This window comes from Maridesulfovibrio ferrireducens, assembly GCF_900101105.1.
Taxonomy (GTDB): domain Bacteria; phylum Desulfobacterota; class Desulfovibrionia; order Desulfovibrionales; family Desulfovibrionaceae; genus Maridesulfovibrio; species Maridesulfovibrio ferrireducens.
In genome coordinates this window covers 203,358-218,281 of record NZ_FNGA01000005.1, presented here as the reverse complement: position 1 = coordinate 218,281, position 14,924 = coordinate 203,358, and the positions used below count along the sequence as shown (strand labels likewise).

General features: G+C 42.4%; 15 protein-coding genes. 10 read left to right on the top strand and 5 right to left on the bottom strand.

Annotation, left to right across the window (positions count from 1 at the left end; all coding sequences use genetic code 11):
- Positions 1-34: 34 nt before the first annotated feature.
- Positions 35-673: a queuosine precursor transporter gene (locus tag BLT41_RS15605; protein WP_092162816.1), complete on the bottom strand. Its 639-nt coding sequence runs from the start codon at positions 671-673 to the stop codon at positions 35-37.
- Positions 674-974: 301 nt separating this feature from the next.
- Here BLT41_RS15605 and queF point away from each other — a divergent pair, with 301 nt between their 5' ends.
- From queF to BLT41_RS15565, 8 genes are all read left to right on the top strand, one after another.
- Complete coding sequence (gene queF, locus BLT41_RS15600; protein ID WP_092162815.1) at positions 975-1,478, top strand: preQ(1) synthase; 504 nt, start codon at positions 975-977, stop codon at positions 1,476-1,478.
- A 99-nt stretch (positions 1,479-1,577) separates the two neighbouring features.
- Positions 1,578-1,907, top strand: coding sequence for an ArsR/SmtB family transcription factor (locus BLT41_RS15595; protein WP_092162814.1), 330 nt, complete (start codon positions 1,578-1,580; stop codon positions 1,905-1,907).
- A gap of 89 nt (positions 1,908-1,996) precedes the next feature.
- Entirely contained in the window at positions 1,997-3,112 is a 1,116-nt protein-coding gene (locus BLT41_RS15590; RefSeq protein WP_092162812.1) for a permease, read from the top strand.
- Positions 3,113-3,247: 135 nt separating this feature from the next.
- Positions 3,248-3,664 carry a putative zinc-binding protein gene (locus BLT41_RS15585; RefSeq protein ID WP_092162802.1) on the top strand — a complete coding sequence of 139 codons (417 nt, stop codon included), beginning with the start codon at positions 3,248-3,250 and terminating at the stop codon, positions 3,662-3,664.
- Positions 3,665-3,782: 118 nt separating this feature from the next.
- Positions 3,783-5,024 carry a GGDEF domain-containing response regulator gene (locus BLT41_RS15580; protein WP_092162800.1) on the top strand — a complete coding sequence of 414 codons (1,242 nt, stop codon included), beginning with the start codon at positions 3,783-3,785 and terminating at the stop codon, positions 5,022-5,024.
- 112 nt (positions 5,025-5,136) lie between these two features.
- Positions 5,137-5,439 carry a late competence development ComFB family protein gene (locus tag BLT41_RS15575; protein ID WP_092162797.1) on the top strand — a complete coding sequence of 101 codons (303 nt, stop codon included), beginning with the start codon at positions 5,137-5,139 and terminating at the stop codon, positions 5,437-5,439.
- Positions 5,440-5,585: 146 nt separating this feature from the next.
- Positions 5,586-6,767 carry an efflux RND transporter periplasmic adaptor subunit gene (locus BLT41_RS15570; protein WP_244512309.1) on the top strand — a complete coding sequence of 394 codons (1,182 nt, stop codon included), beginning with the start codon at positions 5,586-5,588 and terminating at the stop codon, positions 6,765-6,767.
- Between the two features lie 122 nt (positions 6,768-6,889).
- On the top strand, positions 6,890-10,036 hold the full coding sequence (locus BLT41_RS15565) for an efflux RND transporter permease subunit (RefSeq protein WP_092162796.1): 3,147 nt from the start codon (positions 6,890-6,892) through the stop codon (positions 10,034-10,036).
- A 204-nt stretch (positions 10,037-10,240) separates the two neighbouring features.
- On the opposite strand, the gene BLT41_RS15560 is transcribed toward BLT41_RS15565, so the two are convergent.
- From BLT41_RS15560 to greA, 4 genes are all read right to left on the bottom strand, one after another.
- On the bottom strand, positions 10,241-10,879 hold the full coding sequence (locus BLT41_RS15560; RefSeq protein ID WP_092162795.1) for a phosphatase PAP2 family protein: 639 nt from the start codon (positions 10,877-10,879) through the stop codon (positions 10,241-10,243).
- An 18-nt stretch (positions 10,880-10,897) separates the two neighbouring features.
- Positions 10,898-11,329, bottom strand: coding sequence for an META domain-containing protein (locus tag BLT41_RS15555; protein ID WP_092162793.1), 432 nt, complete (start codon positions 11,327-11,329; stop codon positions 10,898-10,900).
- Between the two features lie 81 nt (positions 11,330-11,410).
- Entirely contained in the window at positions 11,411-12,181 is a 771-nt protein-coding gene (locus BLT41_RS15550) for a hypothetical protein (protein WP_092162789.1), read from the bottom strand.
- A 114-nt stretch (positions 12,182-12,295) separates the two neighbouring features.
- On the bottom strand, positions 12,296-12,778 hold the full coding sequence (gene greA, locus BLT41_RS15545) for a transcription elongation factor GreA (RefSeq protein ID WP_092162991.1): 483 nt from the start codon (positions 12,776-12,778) through the stop codon (positions 12,296-12,298).
- 399 nt (positions 12,779-13,177) lie between these two features.
- Between greA and BLT41_RS15540 the strand changes: the two genes are divergently transcribed.
- Positions 13,178-14,368, top strand: coding sequence for an HD-GYP domain-containing protein (locus tag BLT41_RS15540; RefSeq protein ID WP_092162788.1), 1,191 nt, complete (start codon positions 13,178-13,180; stop codon positions 14,366-14,368).
- A gap of 13 nt (positions 14,369-14,381) precedes the next feature.
- Positions 14,382-14,921: a class I SAM-dependent methyltransferase gene (locus BLT41_RS15535; RefSeq protein WP_092162787.1), complete on the top strand. Its 540-nt coding sequence runs from the start codon at positions 14,382-14,384 to the stop codon at positions 14,919-14,921.
- Positions 14,922-14,924 lie beyond the last annotated feature (3 nt).

The window sequence follows — 14,924 nt, the reverse complement described above, 5'->3', positions numbered from 1 at the left end:
AGAATGCCCGCAGATATTAAAGAACCCGTAATTATTATGAAGCGGTGCAGAGTCTGTTCTGCCGCTTAAGAACTGAAACGCCTAAGTAGACTAAGGGGGTGTCTAAAAGAGCTATAGCTGTTTTGGCCATCCATTGTCCCAGAATAATTTCCGTAACCGGTAAAATCCCGTAAAAAGCAATTGTCACGAAAATGGTAGAGTCTATCAACTGAGATGTGACCGTTGACAGGTTGTTTCTCAGCCATAAATGTTTTCCGTCCATTTTTTTGCGAAGCAGGTGGAACAGCCAGACATCGTGAGTCTGGCTTACCGAGTATGCTATTAGAGATGCCAGCACAATTCTTGGAGTGTTTGCCAGCACACTGGCAAAGCCGTCCTGACCGTTCCAGAAAGGGGCCGGAGTCCAGTGAAGTGCCGCCCATGACAGGCAGATGGCAGCTAGAAGTGCGATAAAGCCGCAGTGGATGACCTCATTTGCTCTTTCTTTTCCCCATATTTCGCTTATGATATCAGAAGCGATGAAAGTTAGAGAATAGGCGAGGACTCCAGCCGGAGCGTAAAAACCGAAGATGCTGATTATCTTGGTAGACACTACAGCGGCTATAACAAGTGAGCTGATAAAAAGGCACGTAAGAAGAGTGAACGCTTTGCGTTCAAAGGTTGAGGAGAGCATTATATTCCCTTGTGTTGATGGTTATTGTCATGAAGCAGAGTCTGCCCGATACGAGCAAAAGGGAGAAAGTCCCGCATCTCGACAGTTCTGCTTCGGGGCCTGAAATTCTTTTCGGAGAGAAGGGTTGCCAGCATTGCAACAAAAAGTCAAAATAGAAAAACAGTCTTGTTTCGTTTATTTTCGGTGGTTATACGGAGTTTTCTTTTAAGTCATAAGCTGTTATCTGCTCACGGCTTTCAACATTAAAAATAAATAAAAATCAGCTTTGCGCTGAATGAGTATAAAATTACGGGGATTTGTTATGAAAACGACTAAAAGCCAAGACAAGACTGATGCATTGAAAACTCTCGGAAAGGGAGGCGCCACCAGTTATAACTATGATTCTCCCAGTCCTGAAATTCTTGAGATATTTCCGAATAATTTTCCGGGCAGGCCCTATATCATAAGCATAGAATTTCCTGAGTACACTTCGCTTTGTCCTGTAACCGGACAGCCTGACTTTGCGAATATCATCGTGGAATATATTCCTGACGAAGTGTGCGTTGAATCCAAAAGTTTTAAGCTTTATATGGGGGCATACCGTAATCATCAGTCTTTTATGGAAACAATTACCAATAATATTCTGGATGATTTTGTCAGCCGTCTTTCTCCACTGTGGATGAGAGTTAAAGGTATTTTTTCTCCGCGCGGCGGCACGTGTCTTCACGTTTTTGCAGAGCATTACAACGAAGACAGCACACAGTTTGCAAAGGTCTGTGATATTGTCCATGAGTGGAAAATCGAGTCTGGAAGACACCGTTCATAATTATTATAATGAACGGTCATAACTTTTACGATTAAATCAGTTGACAAATTAAGGCTTATTTCTTATTTTGCCAAATACGAAAGTTAAGGAGGTTTAAGCGTGAATGAATATATTGAAGCTAAGGCGAAAGTGTTTAAAGCGTTGGGCCATCCTAGCAGGCTTGTGATTGTAGAAGCGCTTTGTTCTGGCGAGCTTTGCGTTTGTGATATTGTTCCGCTTGTGGGTCGCGATATTTCTACTGTCTCTAAGCACCTGTCCTTATTGAAAGAGGCGGGAATTCTTAAGGATAGTAAGCGCGGAACGAAGGTGTATTACAGCCTTTTGATGGACTGTGTGCCCGGTTTTCTGAATTGTCTGAGTGATTTTCTCGGGAAGAGGCTTGAAAAGCAGGTTAAAGATTACGTTTCAAACTCAATTAAGAAGCTATAAGGACTGCATCCGTTGATACGATGGGTCTGTCCTGTTTTTTTTAGGTAATGTTTTCGTATTTGGCAAAATAAACAATGTAGGAGTTTGTCATGGAAGAGTTGAATGTTAAGCCTTGTGCATGTTCATCAGGTAAAAAGCTGGAAGAAATAGGTACTCTTGGAAAAGTTGGGAAAAAAGAACCCGAATTCTTTTCTGGAAAAATTCTTTGGGCAGCGTTGACGGTAGCTGTTGTTACCTGGTTCGCGCTGTATTCACAGTTGCTGTCCTTCTCTAAATATTTTTCGTTTAAATTTTTAGGACTGATTCCGGGAAGTGCAATAGGTGAAACCGTACAGTTCTTTGTTTATGACACACCCAAGGTGTTGATGCTGCTTGGGCTGGTAATATTCGGTATTGGAATTATCCGTTCTTATGTCACGGTAGAATGGACGCGGAAGATGCTTGCCGGCCGCAGGGAGTCTGTCGGGAATGTTATGGCGGCTCTTCTTGGAGTTGTTACTCCTTTCTGTTCCTGTTCGGCTGTTCCTTTGTTTATTGGGTTTGTTGCCGGAGGCGTTCCTTTAGGTGTTACTTTTTCATTTCTTATTTCAGCGCCTATGGTTAACGAGGTCGCTCTGGTTCTTCTTTATGGAATGATGGGATGGAAGATTGCGACTTTGTACTTTGTAACCGGAATTACCATCGCCATTGTAGCCGGATGGATAATCGGTAGGCTGGGCATGGAGAAGCATGTTGAAGGCTGGGTGAAATTGGCAACTGCAAATCCAGGCGGGACATTGGAAGCGATGTCGTTTGAAGAACGCGTCAGCTTCGGTCTGGAGTCGGTTAAAGAGATTGTGGGTAAAGTCTGGTTGTACATGGTGCTTGGGATTGCGGCCGGGGCGGCTATCCACGGTTATGTTCCAGAGGGAATGATGGCCTCGATCATGGGCAAGGGCGCATGGTGGGCTGTTCCTGTTTCCGTATTGATGGGGATTCCCATGTACACAAATGCCGCCGGAGTTATTCCAATTGTGGATGCTCTTCTTGGTAAGGGAGCGGCTCTCGGAACTGTGCTTGCCTTCATGATGAGTGTCATCGCGCTTTCATTCCCTGAAATGGTGATTCTGAGAAAGGTGTTAAAGCCTAAGCTGATTGCTGTTTTTGTAGGAGTGGTTGCCGGAGGAATTTTGATTGTCGGATATATCTTCAATATGATTATTTAAGTTTTTTTATAAATGAAAGGCAAAGCCTGCATCAATTGTATAGCAATTGTTGCAGGCTTTTTTGTTTTTAAGTTTTTTTTGAGCAGGTATTATGGTAAAAAGAAGTATAGTTTATTTATTGTAGGAGGTTTCTTTATGCTGGAAAAATATGAAACTGGATTTCTTGTTGTAGCATGCTCTGGAGCCTCAAAGGCCGGACAGGCCGCGAACGGTATTGCTGTAAAACTGGATGAAAGCGGTTTTTCAAAAATGATATGCCTTGCCGCAATCGGCGCAGGCGTTGATAACTGTATTACTATGGCTTCTAACGTTCAAGATCTCATAATTATAGATGGTTGTGAAAAAAAGTGTGCTTGTAAAATGCTTGAGAAGGCAGGGCTGCATCCCGTGCATGAATTTTGTTTAACTGAACTGGGATTTGTAGAACCAGATGACTTTGAAGATCCAGAGCTTATTGATGAACTTAGAAAAAAGATTAAGCTTTTGTTCGGGCAACGTCGCGCCGAGAGCAAGTATTCAATTTGCGGCTGCGAAACTTGTCCAAGAAAATGATTATAATTCCCTTTGCTTAATGACCGAGTTAACTTAAATAAAAGTGTGTACTCGCTAAAGTGCGATTGTTTTTAAACGTAATTGTATGACTTAGTCTTTTCACTCGGGAGCATAAGCTGTGGAAAAAGTTTTAATAGTCGATGCCAGCAAGGTTACAGCTCTTTTCATAAAAAGAACTTTGGAGCATGCCGGTTTTGAATGTGATACTGCACACAGCTTAGAACAGGCCGCTGAGTTGATCTCACAAAACGAATATTTTGTAGGGCTCAGCAGTTTGATTTATGAAGGGCATGAAGCTGGTGACGGGATTGATTTATTAACTGCAAACGGAATTCCTGCCATTGTGGTAACCGCCTCTCTTGATGATAACCAGCTCAAAGATATTCTAAAAAAGAATATAGTTGATTATGTCCTTAAAAGGCCTGAGCATTCGGAATATATAGTCCGTATAGTTAAGCGCGTTTTCAATAATAGAAAAACCAAGGTCATGGTGGTGGAGGATTCCATTACTGTGCGTCATTGGATTTCAGCTATTTTAATACGGCAGGGGCTTACCGTGCTTGAAGCGGCAAATGGTGAGGAAGCGTGTAAAATTTTTGCCGATAATCCCGATATAAAGCTGGTCTTGACAGATTATACCATGCCGGGGATGGATGGCCGGGAATTGACTGCAAAATTGCGGCTTAGTAGTCATATGGATGAACTCAGTATTATTGTTCTTTCCTCTGATGAAAATTCCCGAACAGCCCCTCTTTTTTTGAAAACCGGAGCAAATGACTTTATCCATAAGAGTGCAAGTGTCGAAGAGATTCTGTGCAGGGTTAATTCGAACTTGGAAATGCTGGAATTGCTCGAAGAATCACGTGACAGAGCAAATAAAGATTTTCTTACCGGGATGTGGAATAGACGTTATTTCTTCGAGCATGCAGAACCTATGTTTGTTGAAGCTGAAGATAATGACAAGTTGTTGAGTATTGTTATGCTTGATATTGATCATTTCAAAAACGTAAATGATACTTACGGTCATGATGTCGGTGATTTAGTCTTAAAAGAATTTTCATCTAAAATTGTTGAATATTTCGGGTCCAGAGGGCTTGCCTCCCGTTTCGGTGGCGAAGAGTTTACGGTTCTTCTTGAGGGTGTAGATTCAGCCGAGCTTGAAAGTTATGTGGATGATTTCAGGGAAATGATAGAAGCTTTTTCCATGTACTGTAGGCATGAAAAACTTAAATTTACCGTGTCCATCGGAGTTACTTCAAATGTAAAACTCGGTCTGGACGGAATGATTAACAGGGCTGACATTCTTTTATATGAAGCTAAAACTTCCGGAAGAAATAAGGTCGTTTGCGATCCACTATAGCTGCATGAAGAGAGAAAGGGTAAATTTACTTTGAATCAAATGCTTAATGTTATACAATATAACTTGGAGTAACGGCGGTTCATAAGCAGAAGTAATGATTTAGGGGGATACCATGTTGACATTTAATGAGTTTTTTAAATCAGGCGATATTGTAAATTTAAGCGAACAAGCTGTTTATGATGAGATTAAAGCTTTCATTGATCTGCAAGAAGTTGAATTCTGCCAGTGTGATAAATGTCTCTTTGACATTGCCTGTGTCGTTTTGAATGCTATTCCGAGTCTTTATTCATCAAGTGTTGTTGATAGAAATTATCCAAGTGCAGATTTTTCTGTGGAGTATGAACACTTGCGTAAGTTGGCAAAAGAAGAAATTCCCGGCGCTATTGCGCGGGTGAAGACCAGACTGCATCATTAGTACTGAATGAATACAGATATGAATGAGGGGTAATGCTTTTAACTCAGTTATAAATTCCTTTTATTTACATAGCTAATTAGTTAGTGTCTCCTTTATCGTACGGGGTGGCAGAGTCATTTGTTTTATATATTGTATTAGGGGGATTCGTGAATTTTAAATTTCGCAAGACTGTAGAAGTAAAAAAATTACCCTGCAGACGGTTTGTTTTGTTTTTTATGTTTGTTTCACTCGCTTTTGTTGCCGGATGCTTTGGTGATGAAGATGAGAAAGCCGCTGAGCAACAGGCTGTTCCGGTAAAAGTTTATAAAGTAACCGAACAGAGTTTTCCTGTTAAAGGTGAATACGTAGCTCAGATTGAAGCTAAAAAGACCGTCGAAATTCGTTCACGGGTTGAAGGGTATCTTAAAGCGCGTCACTTTGATGAAGGTCAGATTGTTACGAAGGGACAACTACTTTTCGTGATTGATCCTAGGCCTTACGAAGAAACTTTGAAGCAGGCAGAAGCTGAATTGGCTCGTAGTGTGGCGACCCTCAATAAGGCGAATACTGACTACAAAAGATTTAAAACTTTGTTTGATCAAGGTGCGGTCAGTCGTGATGAATTCGACACCCGGGTAACCGATAAGCAGGTTCTTGAAGCTCAGCTCAATAATGCCAAGTCTTCCGTTAAGCAGGCAAGTCTGAATGTTGATTTTACAAGTATTTATGCACCTATGGAAGGAATTATCGGGAAGACTCAGGTCAACCTTGGGGCATTGGTTGCGAAAGAATCTTCATTGCTTGCTACAGTTTCTGCTGTAGATCCTGTGTATGTAAATTTCAGTATTCCCGAAAAAGAATATCTTTTTGCAATTAAAGAGATTGAAGAAAAAAGAAATCAGGATTTACCCGCGCGTAGTAAGACTCTTCGAATCATTCTCGCTGACGGTAAGTTTTATGATCATAACGGAACATTCAGCATGGCAGATAGAGCTGTGGACCCTTCAACCGGAACACTTAGTTTGCGCGCAGTTTTTCCGAATCCTGAGAAAATGCTGAGAGATGGGCAGTATGCAAAGATTGTTGCTTTGCTTAAAGAATTTCAAAATGCGTTAGTTGTTCCTGCAAGAGCTATTTTAGATGTTCAGGGTCGTAAATCGATTCTGACTGTATCTTCCAATGGAACTGTTGTTGAAAATGCGGTAACGATTGATTATTCAAATGATCAGAGTGCTGTTATTGGAAAGGGCATCAAGGACGGAGATCTGATTATTGCTGACGGTGTTAACAAAATCAGGCCGGGAACATTGGTTGCTCCGGAGATTGTAACTCCTAAGAATACTAAATAAACAGCCTGTGTGTAGATATTTTCCGGGTATCTTTAAACGGTTTACATAAATTATTTTGTGAGCAAGCTTCCTCCCTGATTCTGCGGGGGGAAGCTTTTTAAGCTCATATACAGGGAAGGGGAATGGTTAATTTTTTCATCGATAGGCCGATTTTTTCATCGGTAATATCCATAGTCATTACACTTGTAGGTTTGCTGAGTATTTTTTCTCTACCTATCGCTCAGTACCCCGAAATTGCTCCTCCCAGCGTGCAGATTTCTACCGTATACAACGGGGCCAGCGCAGATGTCGTTGAGCAGACTGTAGCCGCTCCTATTGAGGAGCAGGTTAACGGTGCTCAGGATATGTTATACATGAACTCCATCAGTTCCAATGATGGTCGGCTTGTACTCAATGTCACTTTTGACCTTGGCCGTGACCTTGAACTGGCTACTGTCGATGTGCAGAACCGTGTAAACCTTGCTACTCCTCAGCTTCCTGCTGAAGTTACAAAGTCCGGTGTCAGTGTAAAGAAACAGTCTTCCAGCATGCTTTGTGTTGTCAGTTTGCTTTCTCCGGACGGTACATACGATTCTCTTTTCCTTAATAACTACGCAAAAATTAATCTTTATGATGCGATTGCCAGAATTCCCGGAGTCGGTAATATCAGTCTTTTCGGAGATCAGGATTACGGAATGCGTCTCTGGCTCAATCCTGACAAAATGGCCCGTCTTGCAATTACCTCCGGTGATATTGTTACCGCTGTGCAGGCTCAGAATCTGCAAGCTCCCGCAGGACAGGTAGGACAGCCTCCTGCCGCGATGAATCAGCAGTTTCAGATGACCGTCCGGGTAAAAGGTAGACTTAGCGAACCTGAAGAGTTCGGAAATATAATTATTAAGGCTAATCCTGACGGCAGCACTGTAAAAGTCAGAGATGTTGCGCGGGTGGAGATGGGATCTAAGTCTTACACTGCCTTCGGAAGACAGGGGGCTGCTTCCAATGCGATGCTTCTTGTTTATCAGCTTCCCGGGGCGAATGCGCTCGATGTTGTTCAGAAAATTCGCAGCACAATGAAAGAACTGGCTCCATCTTTCCCGAAAGATGTTGTTTATGACATCCCTTACGATACAACTCTTTTTGTTACAGCCTCCATTGATGAAGTTTTGAGCACTCTTTATGAAGCAATGTTTCTTGTTTTCATAGTTGTTTTCATTTTTCTGCAAAATCTCAGGGCAACAATCGTTCCTATGCTTGCAGTACCTGTTTCACTTGTGGGAACTTTTGCATTTTTCCAAGTACTCGGATTCTCCATTAATACATTGACCCTTTTCGGAATGGTTCTGGCCATCGGGATTGTTGTTGATGACGCAATTGTTGTCGTGGAAGCTGTTCAAAAGAAAATTGATGAAGAAGGAATGGACTCAAGAACAGCAACAAAAGCGGCAATGAAAGAAGTTTCAGGGCCTATTGTTGCAACTACAATTGTTCTTATTGCTGTATTTATTCCGGTTGCGTTCATGGGAGGTATAACCGGGCAGCTTTATAAACAGTTTGCGCTGACCCTTGCCGTTTCGGTCGCAATTTCCTCAGTAAATGCATTGACCTTTTCTCCTGCCATGTGTGCACTTCTGCTTCGTCCGCAAACGGAAGCCCGTGGTCCTCTGGGATGGTTTTTCAGAGTTTTTAATAAGTATTTCAGCAAAGTTACGGAAGGTTACACCTTTGGTGTACGGCTGATGATCAGAAAGGCTTTTGTGGCCCTTACTTTTTTTGTCATTATTCTGGGTGGTGCATGGGTCCTCTTCGGTTCCGTTCCGACCGGTTTTGTTCCTGACGAAGATCAGGGATACTTTATGGTCAATGTCCAATTACCGGAAGGAGCTTCTCTTCAGCGTTCGGATGAAGCTGTAAAAGAAATTGAAGAAATCTTGAAAACTGAACCGGGGGTTAAAGACTTCTTTGTTCTTGGCGGTTTTAACCTGATAACTTCTGCATATTCATCATATACTTCGACTGTTTTTGTTATATTGGAACCTTGGGATGATCGTGAAGATCCATCTTTGAGTGTCGGGGCTATTATGCAGAAAACCCAGAAGAAATTTATGGGTATTCAGGATGCAAGAATTCATAACTTTAATCCGCCTCCCATTAATGGTATCGGTTCAACCGGTGGATTGCAGTTTGAATTGCAGGATAGATCCGGTGGGACAGTTGAAGAGCTGGCTCAGGCTGCGCAGGACTTTATGGCTAAAGCTTCACAGCGTCCTGAGATACAGAGTCAGTTTTCTTCCTTCAGTGCGAATGTGCCGCAGCTTTATGTTAACGTAGACCGGGATAAAGTCAGCAAGCTTGGAATTCCTCTTAATGAAGTTTTCAGCGCTTTGCAGACATTCCTTGGCGGATATTATATTAATGATTTTAATAAATATGGTAGAACATACCGCGTAATGGCGCAGGCCGATTCGCAGTTTAGAACCAGTCCCGAGGATGTTTCCAAATTCTACGTGCGTGGTTCAACAGGGCTGATGATTCCTCTTTCTACCTTGATCACAAAAGAGACAATACAGGGGCCGGAATATATTCGTCGATACAATCTGTTCAGGGCTGTTGAAATAACTGCGGCAACTGCTCCCGGTTACAGTACCGGACAGGGAATTGCGGCTATGGAAGAAGTTGCCAATGAGGTTCTCCCTCGAGGATATGGTTTTGACTGGACGAATATAGCTTATCAGGAAAAAAAATCTGGTGGCGAAGTTGTAGTCATTTTTGCTCTTGCGGTGCTTATGGTTTTCCTTGTTCTGGCAGCGCAATATGAAAGCTGGATTATTCCTCTTGCTATTGTTTTTTCCGTGCCGCTTGGGGTTTTCGGGGCGATTGCCGGGCAATGGCTGCGTGGTCTTGATAATAACGTTTATGCTCAAATCGGTTTAATTATGCTGATCGGTCTGGCGGCGAAGAATGCTATTTTGATAGTTGAGTTTGCTAAGCATAAGTACGAAAGCGGTTTATCGGTTGTTGATGCGGCGGTTGAAGCAGCTCATTTGCGATTCCGTCCGATTTTGATGACTTCCTTCGCGTTTATTCTCGGAGTTATTCCGCTTGTTGTCGCGACTGGTGCCGGCTCGGGTAGTCGTCATGCTCTGGGGACATCTGTTTTTGCAGGTATGATTGCTGCGACTATTTTAGGGGTTCTATTTGTACCTCTATTTTATGTGCAGCTTATTAAAATGATAGAAAAGAACAAAGCTAGAAAGACTAAAGGTTTTTCTTCCGGTGAAGACTTGTAGAAAAGTAAAAAGAGTAATTCATCAGATTTGACTGTTTTCTGTAAAACGGAAGACTTATAAAAAATTAAAAGATCCTTCTTGCAAATATTGATTTGTAAGAAGGATCTTTTTTTTGGAATAAAATATTATTTTTGTTGAGTCACTTAATGTGAACTAGCAAAGTCAAAATAATGTGAACGGCTTATAGTAAATGTGCTTTTGAGTTTAACGTGAGCAGCGAGTGTCCTTGAAAATGAAATAGTAACTCCATGCTGCGCAGGTCATTCCGATGAAAGCTCCGAATATTACATCCGAAGGGTAATGTTTGCCCACAACAACTCTGCTGAGACCTATCAATACAGCCAGAATCAGTGGTAGGCAGCGTCTTTTAGGTAAAAGCAGAGCAACGGAGCAGGTCAAAGAGAAAGCTCGTAGCGTGTGTCCTGACGGGAATGAATGTTTAAGGTATTTATCTGAAAACCAAGTGAATCCGTAAGAACCGTCCTCAAAAAAAAGAAGCGGCCTGCAACGGGCGAAAAACCATTTCAATTCATCACCGATAAGCATTGCACTTCCTGTCGCAAGGGCAATAAAAAGCAAGCTGCGGGAGCGCATACTCTGCCCATTAACTACAGCGTCACATACTCCGGTTAAAAGAGTGGCGAAGGTTATGGTCTGCACCACATGCTCTGATGCCAGCGCGCTTATTCCCTTACCGAGTGTTACCAGAAAAGAGCCCTTAAGGGCATGGGCACCTTTCGCAATGGGCAGATCTAATAACTGATAGAACAGCACAATGGAGATCAAGGTAAGTATACCTATGATTATTGTGAGTTTTCCGAGTTTGTCTGAATCTCGAAACATATCTATTTCCCCGGTAGACTATTCCATGCGCGAAAAGCGAAGGGTTCTTCCATTGCCTTCCATGAAGAGCAGGCCGTTTTCCATTCTAATACTTAGGGGTTGATCGAGAGCTTCTAAAAACTTGAATTCCTGATGATCAAGCGCTTCTCCGCAGGCCATGCGAGTACTTGCAAGTGGTCCAGTTTCGACTTTTTGATCATTAAAAGTGTAGCTTCCGTTGAAGCGATTGCACCCGCCTGATCCGGTTATTTTTCCGTCTTCAGAAAACATAAGCCATGACTGTGCGAAGTCGATAACACCCTTGCCATCGAGATCTTCAAGAACCCATTTTGTTTGTAATGGCAGTTCGGGTGATTGCGCGGTTTTAGATCCGGCGCAACTTACCAAAAAAAGTGTCAGGCAGATAAAAAGAATTTTAAGTGTCGTAGATGAGATGGTTTTTTTTGTCATTATTCAGATCCTCCGTAAGTGTAATATAATCTGAAAATGATATTTACGATATGGGAAAATGTTTTTGAAGCTGGCGCCCCTTTATTCTGAGCTCAATCCGCAAAGCATATGTCCAAGTATCAATCCGCATTTTTCTTCGCAGGAAGAATAAAACTGCTTATGCTGCTTGGAGCCGGAGCGGTTTTCTTTGCCGTAATAGAATTCAGCGATGCCGCGCGGGGTCAACTCGTTGCGTAAAGCGAAATTAAGGAGCTTGGGAGCGCAACAGTCACCTGTACCGGTTGGAATTCCTTTGTTGGAAGGAGCTACTTTCGGCAGAATTTTAGTTTCTCCAGTGAAGCTTGGTAGACGATATATGGCGTGGATTTTCTGCATCAAATCGCGGGACATTTGCTTGCGGTGCCGGGAAAGCTCTTTTCGTTCTTTTGAATCGGATGGGAACAGTTCCATTTCTCTGCCGATTCTTTTGATTTCGAGTTCCGTAGTTTTGGTAAGAGAGTCGAATTCGGTGGTATCAATTATAGGTGCAACCCATCCAGCAACTTCCCATATGCCGTTATATTGACCTGAGAAAGCATAGGCCGCACCGGTTTCCCCTTGATTGCCTGTGTAAGTCATTACGCCGAACATTTGTCCCCGGGCATTACCGAAAAGATAATCGGTGGACAAATCCGGATTCGCATCAGCGGAAGGGACGGTGAAATCGATGCGCTTTTCCCGGTCCATTCTTTTCATGAGAAGTTCGCACAATTCGAGGGTGTTCTTCGATCCTAACGTATGAGTTGTGTTGCATTTTTCGCAGAATCCTGAATAAGTAATATCCGCTAATGCAGGCTGTTTTTTATTGCTCATATTCGTTTGGTTGCTCTTAAAAAGAAAAAGGGGTTGCGCGTAAGCACATCCCCTTTAAAAATCTATTTTCAGAAGCCGCATATTGCTGCCCTGTAATACGTTCACGGAAGTCAGTTAGGAAACGTGTCCCTTAAAGGTCACAGATACAATTCCATATTCGATCTTTCCGCGAGGCGCGTTAACCAGAGCTTCGTCGCCTTCTTCTTTTCCAAGTAGAGCCTGTCCCACAGGGGATTCAATAGAGATGATTCCCTTTTTGAAATCACTTTCGTCGGGGCCCATTATTGTATATATTTTTGTATCGCCTGTTTCAATATCTTCCAGCACAACAGTTGCTCCAAAAATGATTTTGGAACCTCCGAGTGTAGCCAGATCAATAATATTAAAATGCGGGATTCGGGATTCAATATAATTTATTTTAGCTTCCATCATTCCCTGACGCTCACGCGCAGCATGGTAGCCCCCGTTTTCCTTAAGGTCGCCTTCTTCGCGAGCTTCTTTGATTGCTTTGATTACGCCTGGACGTTCTCTTTTCAGAGAATCCAGTTCTTTCTTAATCTTGGCAAAGCCTTCTTTTGAAATGGGTATCGTGCTCATTTCATAAACCTCAAATTTTTCCTCGGTGGTGTCAATAAAAATGCAGCCGCAACCGGAGCGATTTCCGGAAGAGAAGCTGCTTAGTACGGTGCAACATTCAGTTGCTGAAATACTTGCGTAGAACATCCACGCTCCATGGTCAAGAAGCTTTTAATATGTCCAATGTGCATAATGAGGGTTATTTTAAGTTTCTCTGAGTATAATTGCGGTCTAAATGAAGTAGTATTAGTTTTAAAATAAATGAAATTCAGATTGCTTGTTAAGATTATAATAGACCTTCTTTAAAAGATCCTCAATTTAGAGGTCTCAGGACGTTTGTGGCGAGTAGTTAATAAGGTGGGGCATGCAGGCAGGCATGTCCTGCGTGTTGCTGTTAAATCTGTGTATAGGTTTAGATAAATGGCTGATAACGTAAAAGCTATTAAGAAAAAAGATGTTAAACCCGGCATGTATATTCGCGGGTATGGTAAGGGGTCTTTTCTTGACCCGCAAGTTGAAGTCGGCAGATTTATAGAATCTTTTGAGGATATTGAAAAATATCTTCCTGATGACACAGAACAGGTTGAGATCCTTACGGACAAGTTCCTGGATCTCCCCGGTAAAAAAGAAGTTAAGTCGAAACGGACAGCGGATACTGCTGCTCGAGATCTGGCGGAGGCTTTGCCGGCTGCGCGTAAGGTGCACGACGAAGCTATGTGCTATGTTAAAAAAATGATAAGTGATATCCGTACTGGTAAGAGTATTGAAGTTGCAGCTGCGGAGTCAATTGTTGATCAGATTATTGAAAATGTTTCTGTTAATAAATCAGCATTATTGACATTGTCTTTTCTCAAAAATTATGACGAATACACATATACTCATTGCATAAATGTAAATTTATATTCTGTGCTTCTGGGAAAAGATATAGGGCTGGATAGAGCCACGCTGCAACAGTTAGGAATTGCAGCTTTGTTTCACGACGTTGGAAAGGGGCGTATTTCCAATAAGGTTTTGAATAAGCCGGGTAAGCTTACGGATGACGAATATGAAATTATGAAGACTCATTCTTTGCTGGGATTGAAAGTTTTAAGTTCTGTCAAAGGGATGCGCAAAGAGGTTCTGAGGGGAGTTGTTGAACATCATGAACGTTTTAACGGGACGGGTTATCCCCGCAGTTTGGAAGGAGAGGGGATTCACCCTTTCGGTAGAATGATAGCCATCAGTGATGTTTATGACGCACTCACCAGTGTCAGAGTTTATAAAAAGGCTATGACCGCATCCAAGACATTAAGTCTTATGTATAAGTGGAAAGGTACTGACTTTGATCCTGCTTATTTTAATCGATTTGTAATGATTATGGGTATTTACCCTCCGGGTACATTTGTTCAGTTGGAAGATAAGAGGTTTGCATTGGTCCTTGAAACGAATGATGATGCACCTCAAAAGCCGAAGGTTAAGGTCCTTTTTGATAAAAAGATGCGACCTGTCCGTTCCGAGTGTATTGATTTAAATTCCTATGGTATGGAAGGGCAGGGAATGAAAGTTCTTTGTCAAACTGATCCTTCGGAATTAGGCATAGACATGAAACGGCTTGCGGGTTTTTTAACTTGAGGAGATATAAGGTATGCATGTTTGTCCATGGTGGTTGACGTATACTTTTGATAATTTTTTACGGCGTATGCTTGATCCTGTGGATGATGCTTTGTCAAAATGGGTGAAACCCGGAATGACCGTGTTAGATTTCGGTTGCGGGTTTGGGCATTACTCTATTGGAGCGGCTCAGCTTGTTGGCAAAGGCGGAAAAGTTATTGCCGTTGATCTTCAGGAGAAGATGCTCGAGATCGCGATGGAGCGGGCGGCTAAAGCCGGTGTTGATGATATTATTTCCCCGCATAAATGCGGACCTCTAAAAATTGGTTACACCGGAACGGTTGATTTTGTAGTTTCCGGTCATGTGTTGCACGAAACTCCTGATTTGGAAGGAGCTTTCAAGGAAGTATTCTCCGTGCTCAAACCCGGTGGAGGGTTTTATTTTACGGAACCGAGAATGCACGTGAAGGATGAATTTTACCGTGCTGAATTAGCCACTGCGGCAAAAGTCGGATTTAAAGTCACGGAACTTCCTTCTGTGCTGCTTGCATACAGAGCTTATCTCAGCAAGTAGATC

What these genes read in the sequence shown, in the direction of transcription:
- BLT41_RS15575 (WP_092162797.1), top strand. Translation starts at nt 5,137, where the DNA reads ATGTTGACATTTAATGAGTTTTTTAAATCAGGCGATATTGTAAATTTA.
- greA (WP_092162991.1), bottom strand. Translation starts at nt 12,778, where the DNA reads ATGAGCACGATACCCATTTCAAAAGAAGGCTTTGCCAAGATTAAGAAA.
- BLT41_RS15555 (WP_092162793.1), bottom strand. Translation starts at nt 11,329, where the DNA reads ATGACAAAAAAAACCATCTCATCTACGACACTTAAAATTCTTTTTATC.
- BLT41_RS15560 (WP_092162795.1), bottom strand. Translation starts at nt 10,879, where the DNA reads ATGTTTCGAGATTCAGACAAACTCGGAAAACTCACAATAATCATAGGT.
- queF (WP_092162815.1), top strand. Translation starts at nt 975, where the DNA reads ATGAAAACGACTAAAAGCCAAGACAAGACTGATGCATTGAAAACTCTC.
- BLT41_RS15550 (WP_092162789.1), bottom strand. Translation starts at nt 12,181, where the DNA reads ATGAGCAATAAAAAACAGCCTGCATTAGCGGATATTACTTATTCAGGA.
- BLT41_RS15540 (WP_092162788.1), top strand. Translation starts at nt 13,178, where the DNA reads ATGGCTGATAACGTAAAAGCTATTAAGAAAAAAGATGTTAAACCCGGC.
- BLT41_RS15535 (WP_092162787.1), top strand. Translation starts at nt 14,382, where the DNA reads ATGCATGTTTGTCCATGGTGGTTGACGTATACTTTTGATAATTTTTTA.
- BLT41_RS15565 (WP_092162796.1), top strand. Translation starts at nt 6,890, where the DNA reads ATGGTTAATTTTTTCATCGATAGGCCGATTTTTTCATCGGTAATATCC.
- BLT41_RS15590 (WP_092162812.1), top strand. Translation starts at nt 1,997, where the DNA reads ATGGAAGAGTTGAATGTTAAGCCTTGTGCATGTTCATCAGGTAAAAAG.
- BLT41_RS15605 (WP_092162816.1), bottom strand. Translation starts at nt 673, where the DNA reads ATGCTCTCCTCAACCTTTGAACGCAAAGCGTTCACTCTTCTTACGTGC.
- BLT41_RS15585 (WP_092162802.1), top strand. Translation starts at nt 3,248, where the DNA reads ATGCTGGAAAAATATGAAACTGGATTTCTTGTTGTAGCATGCTCTGGA.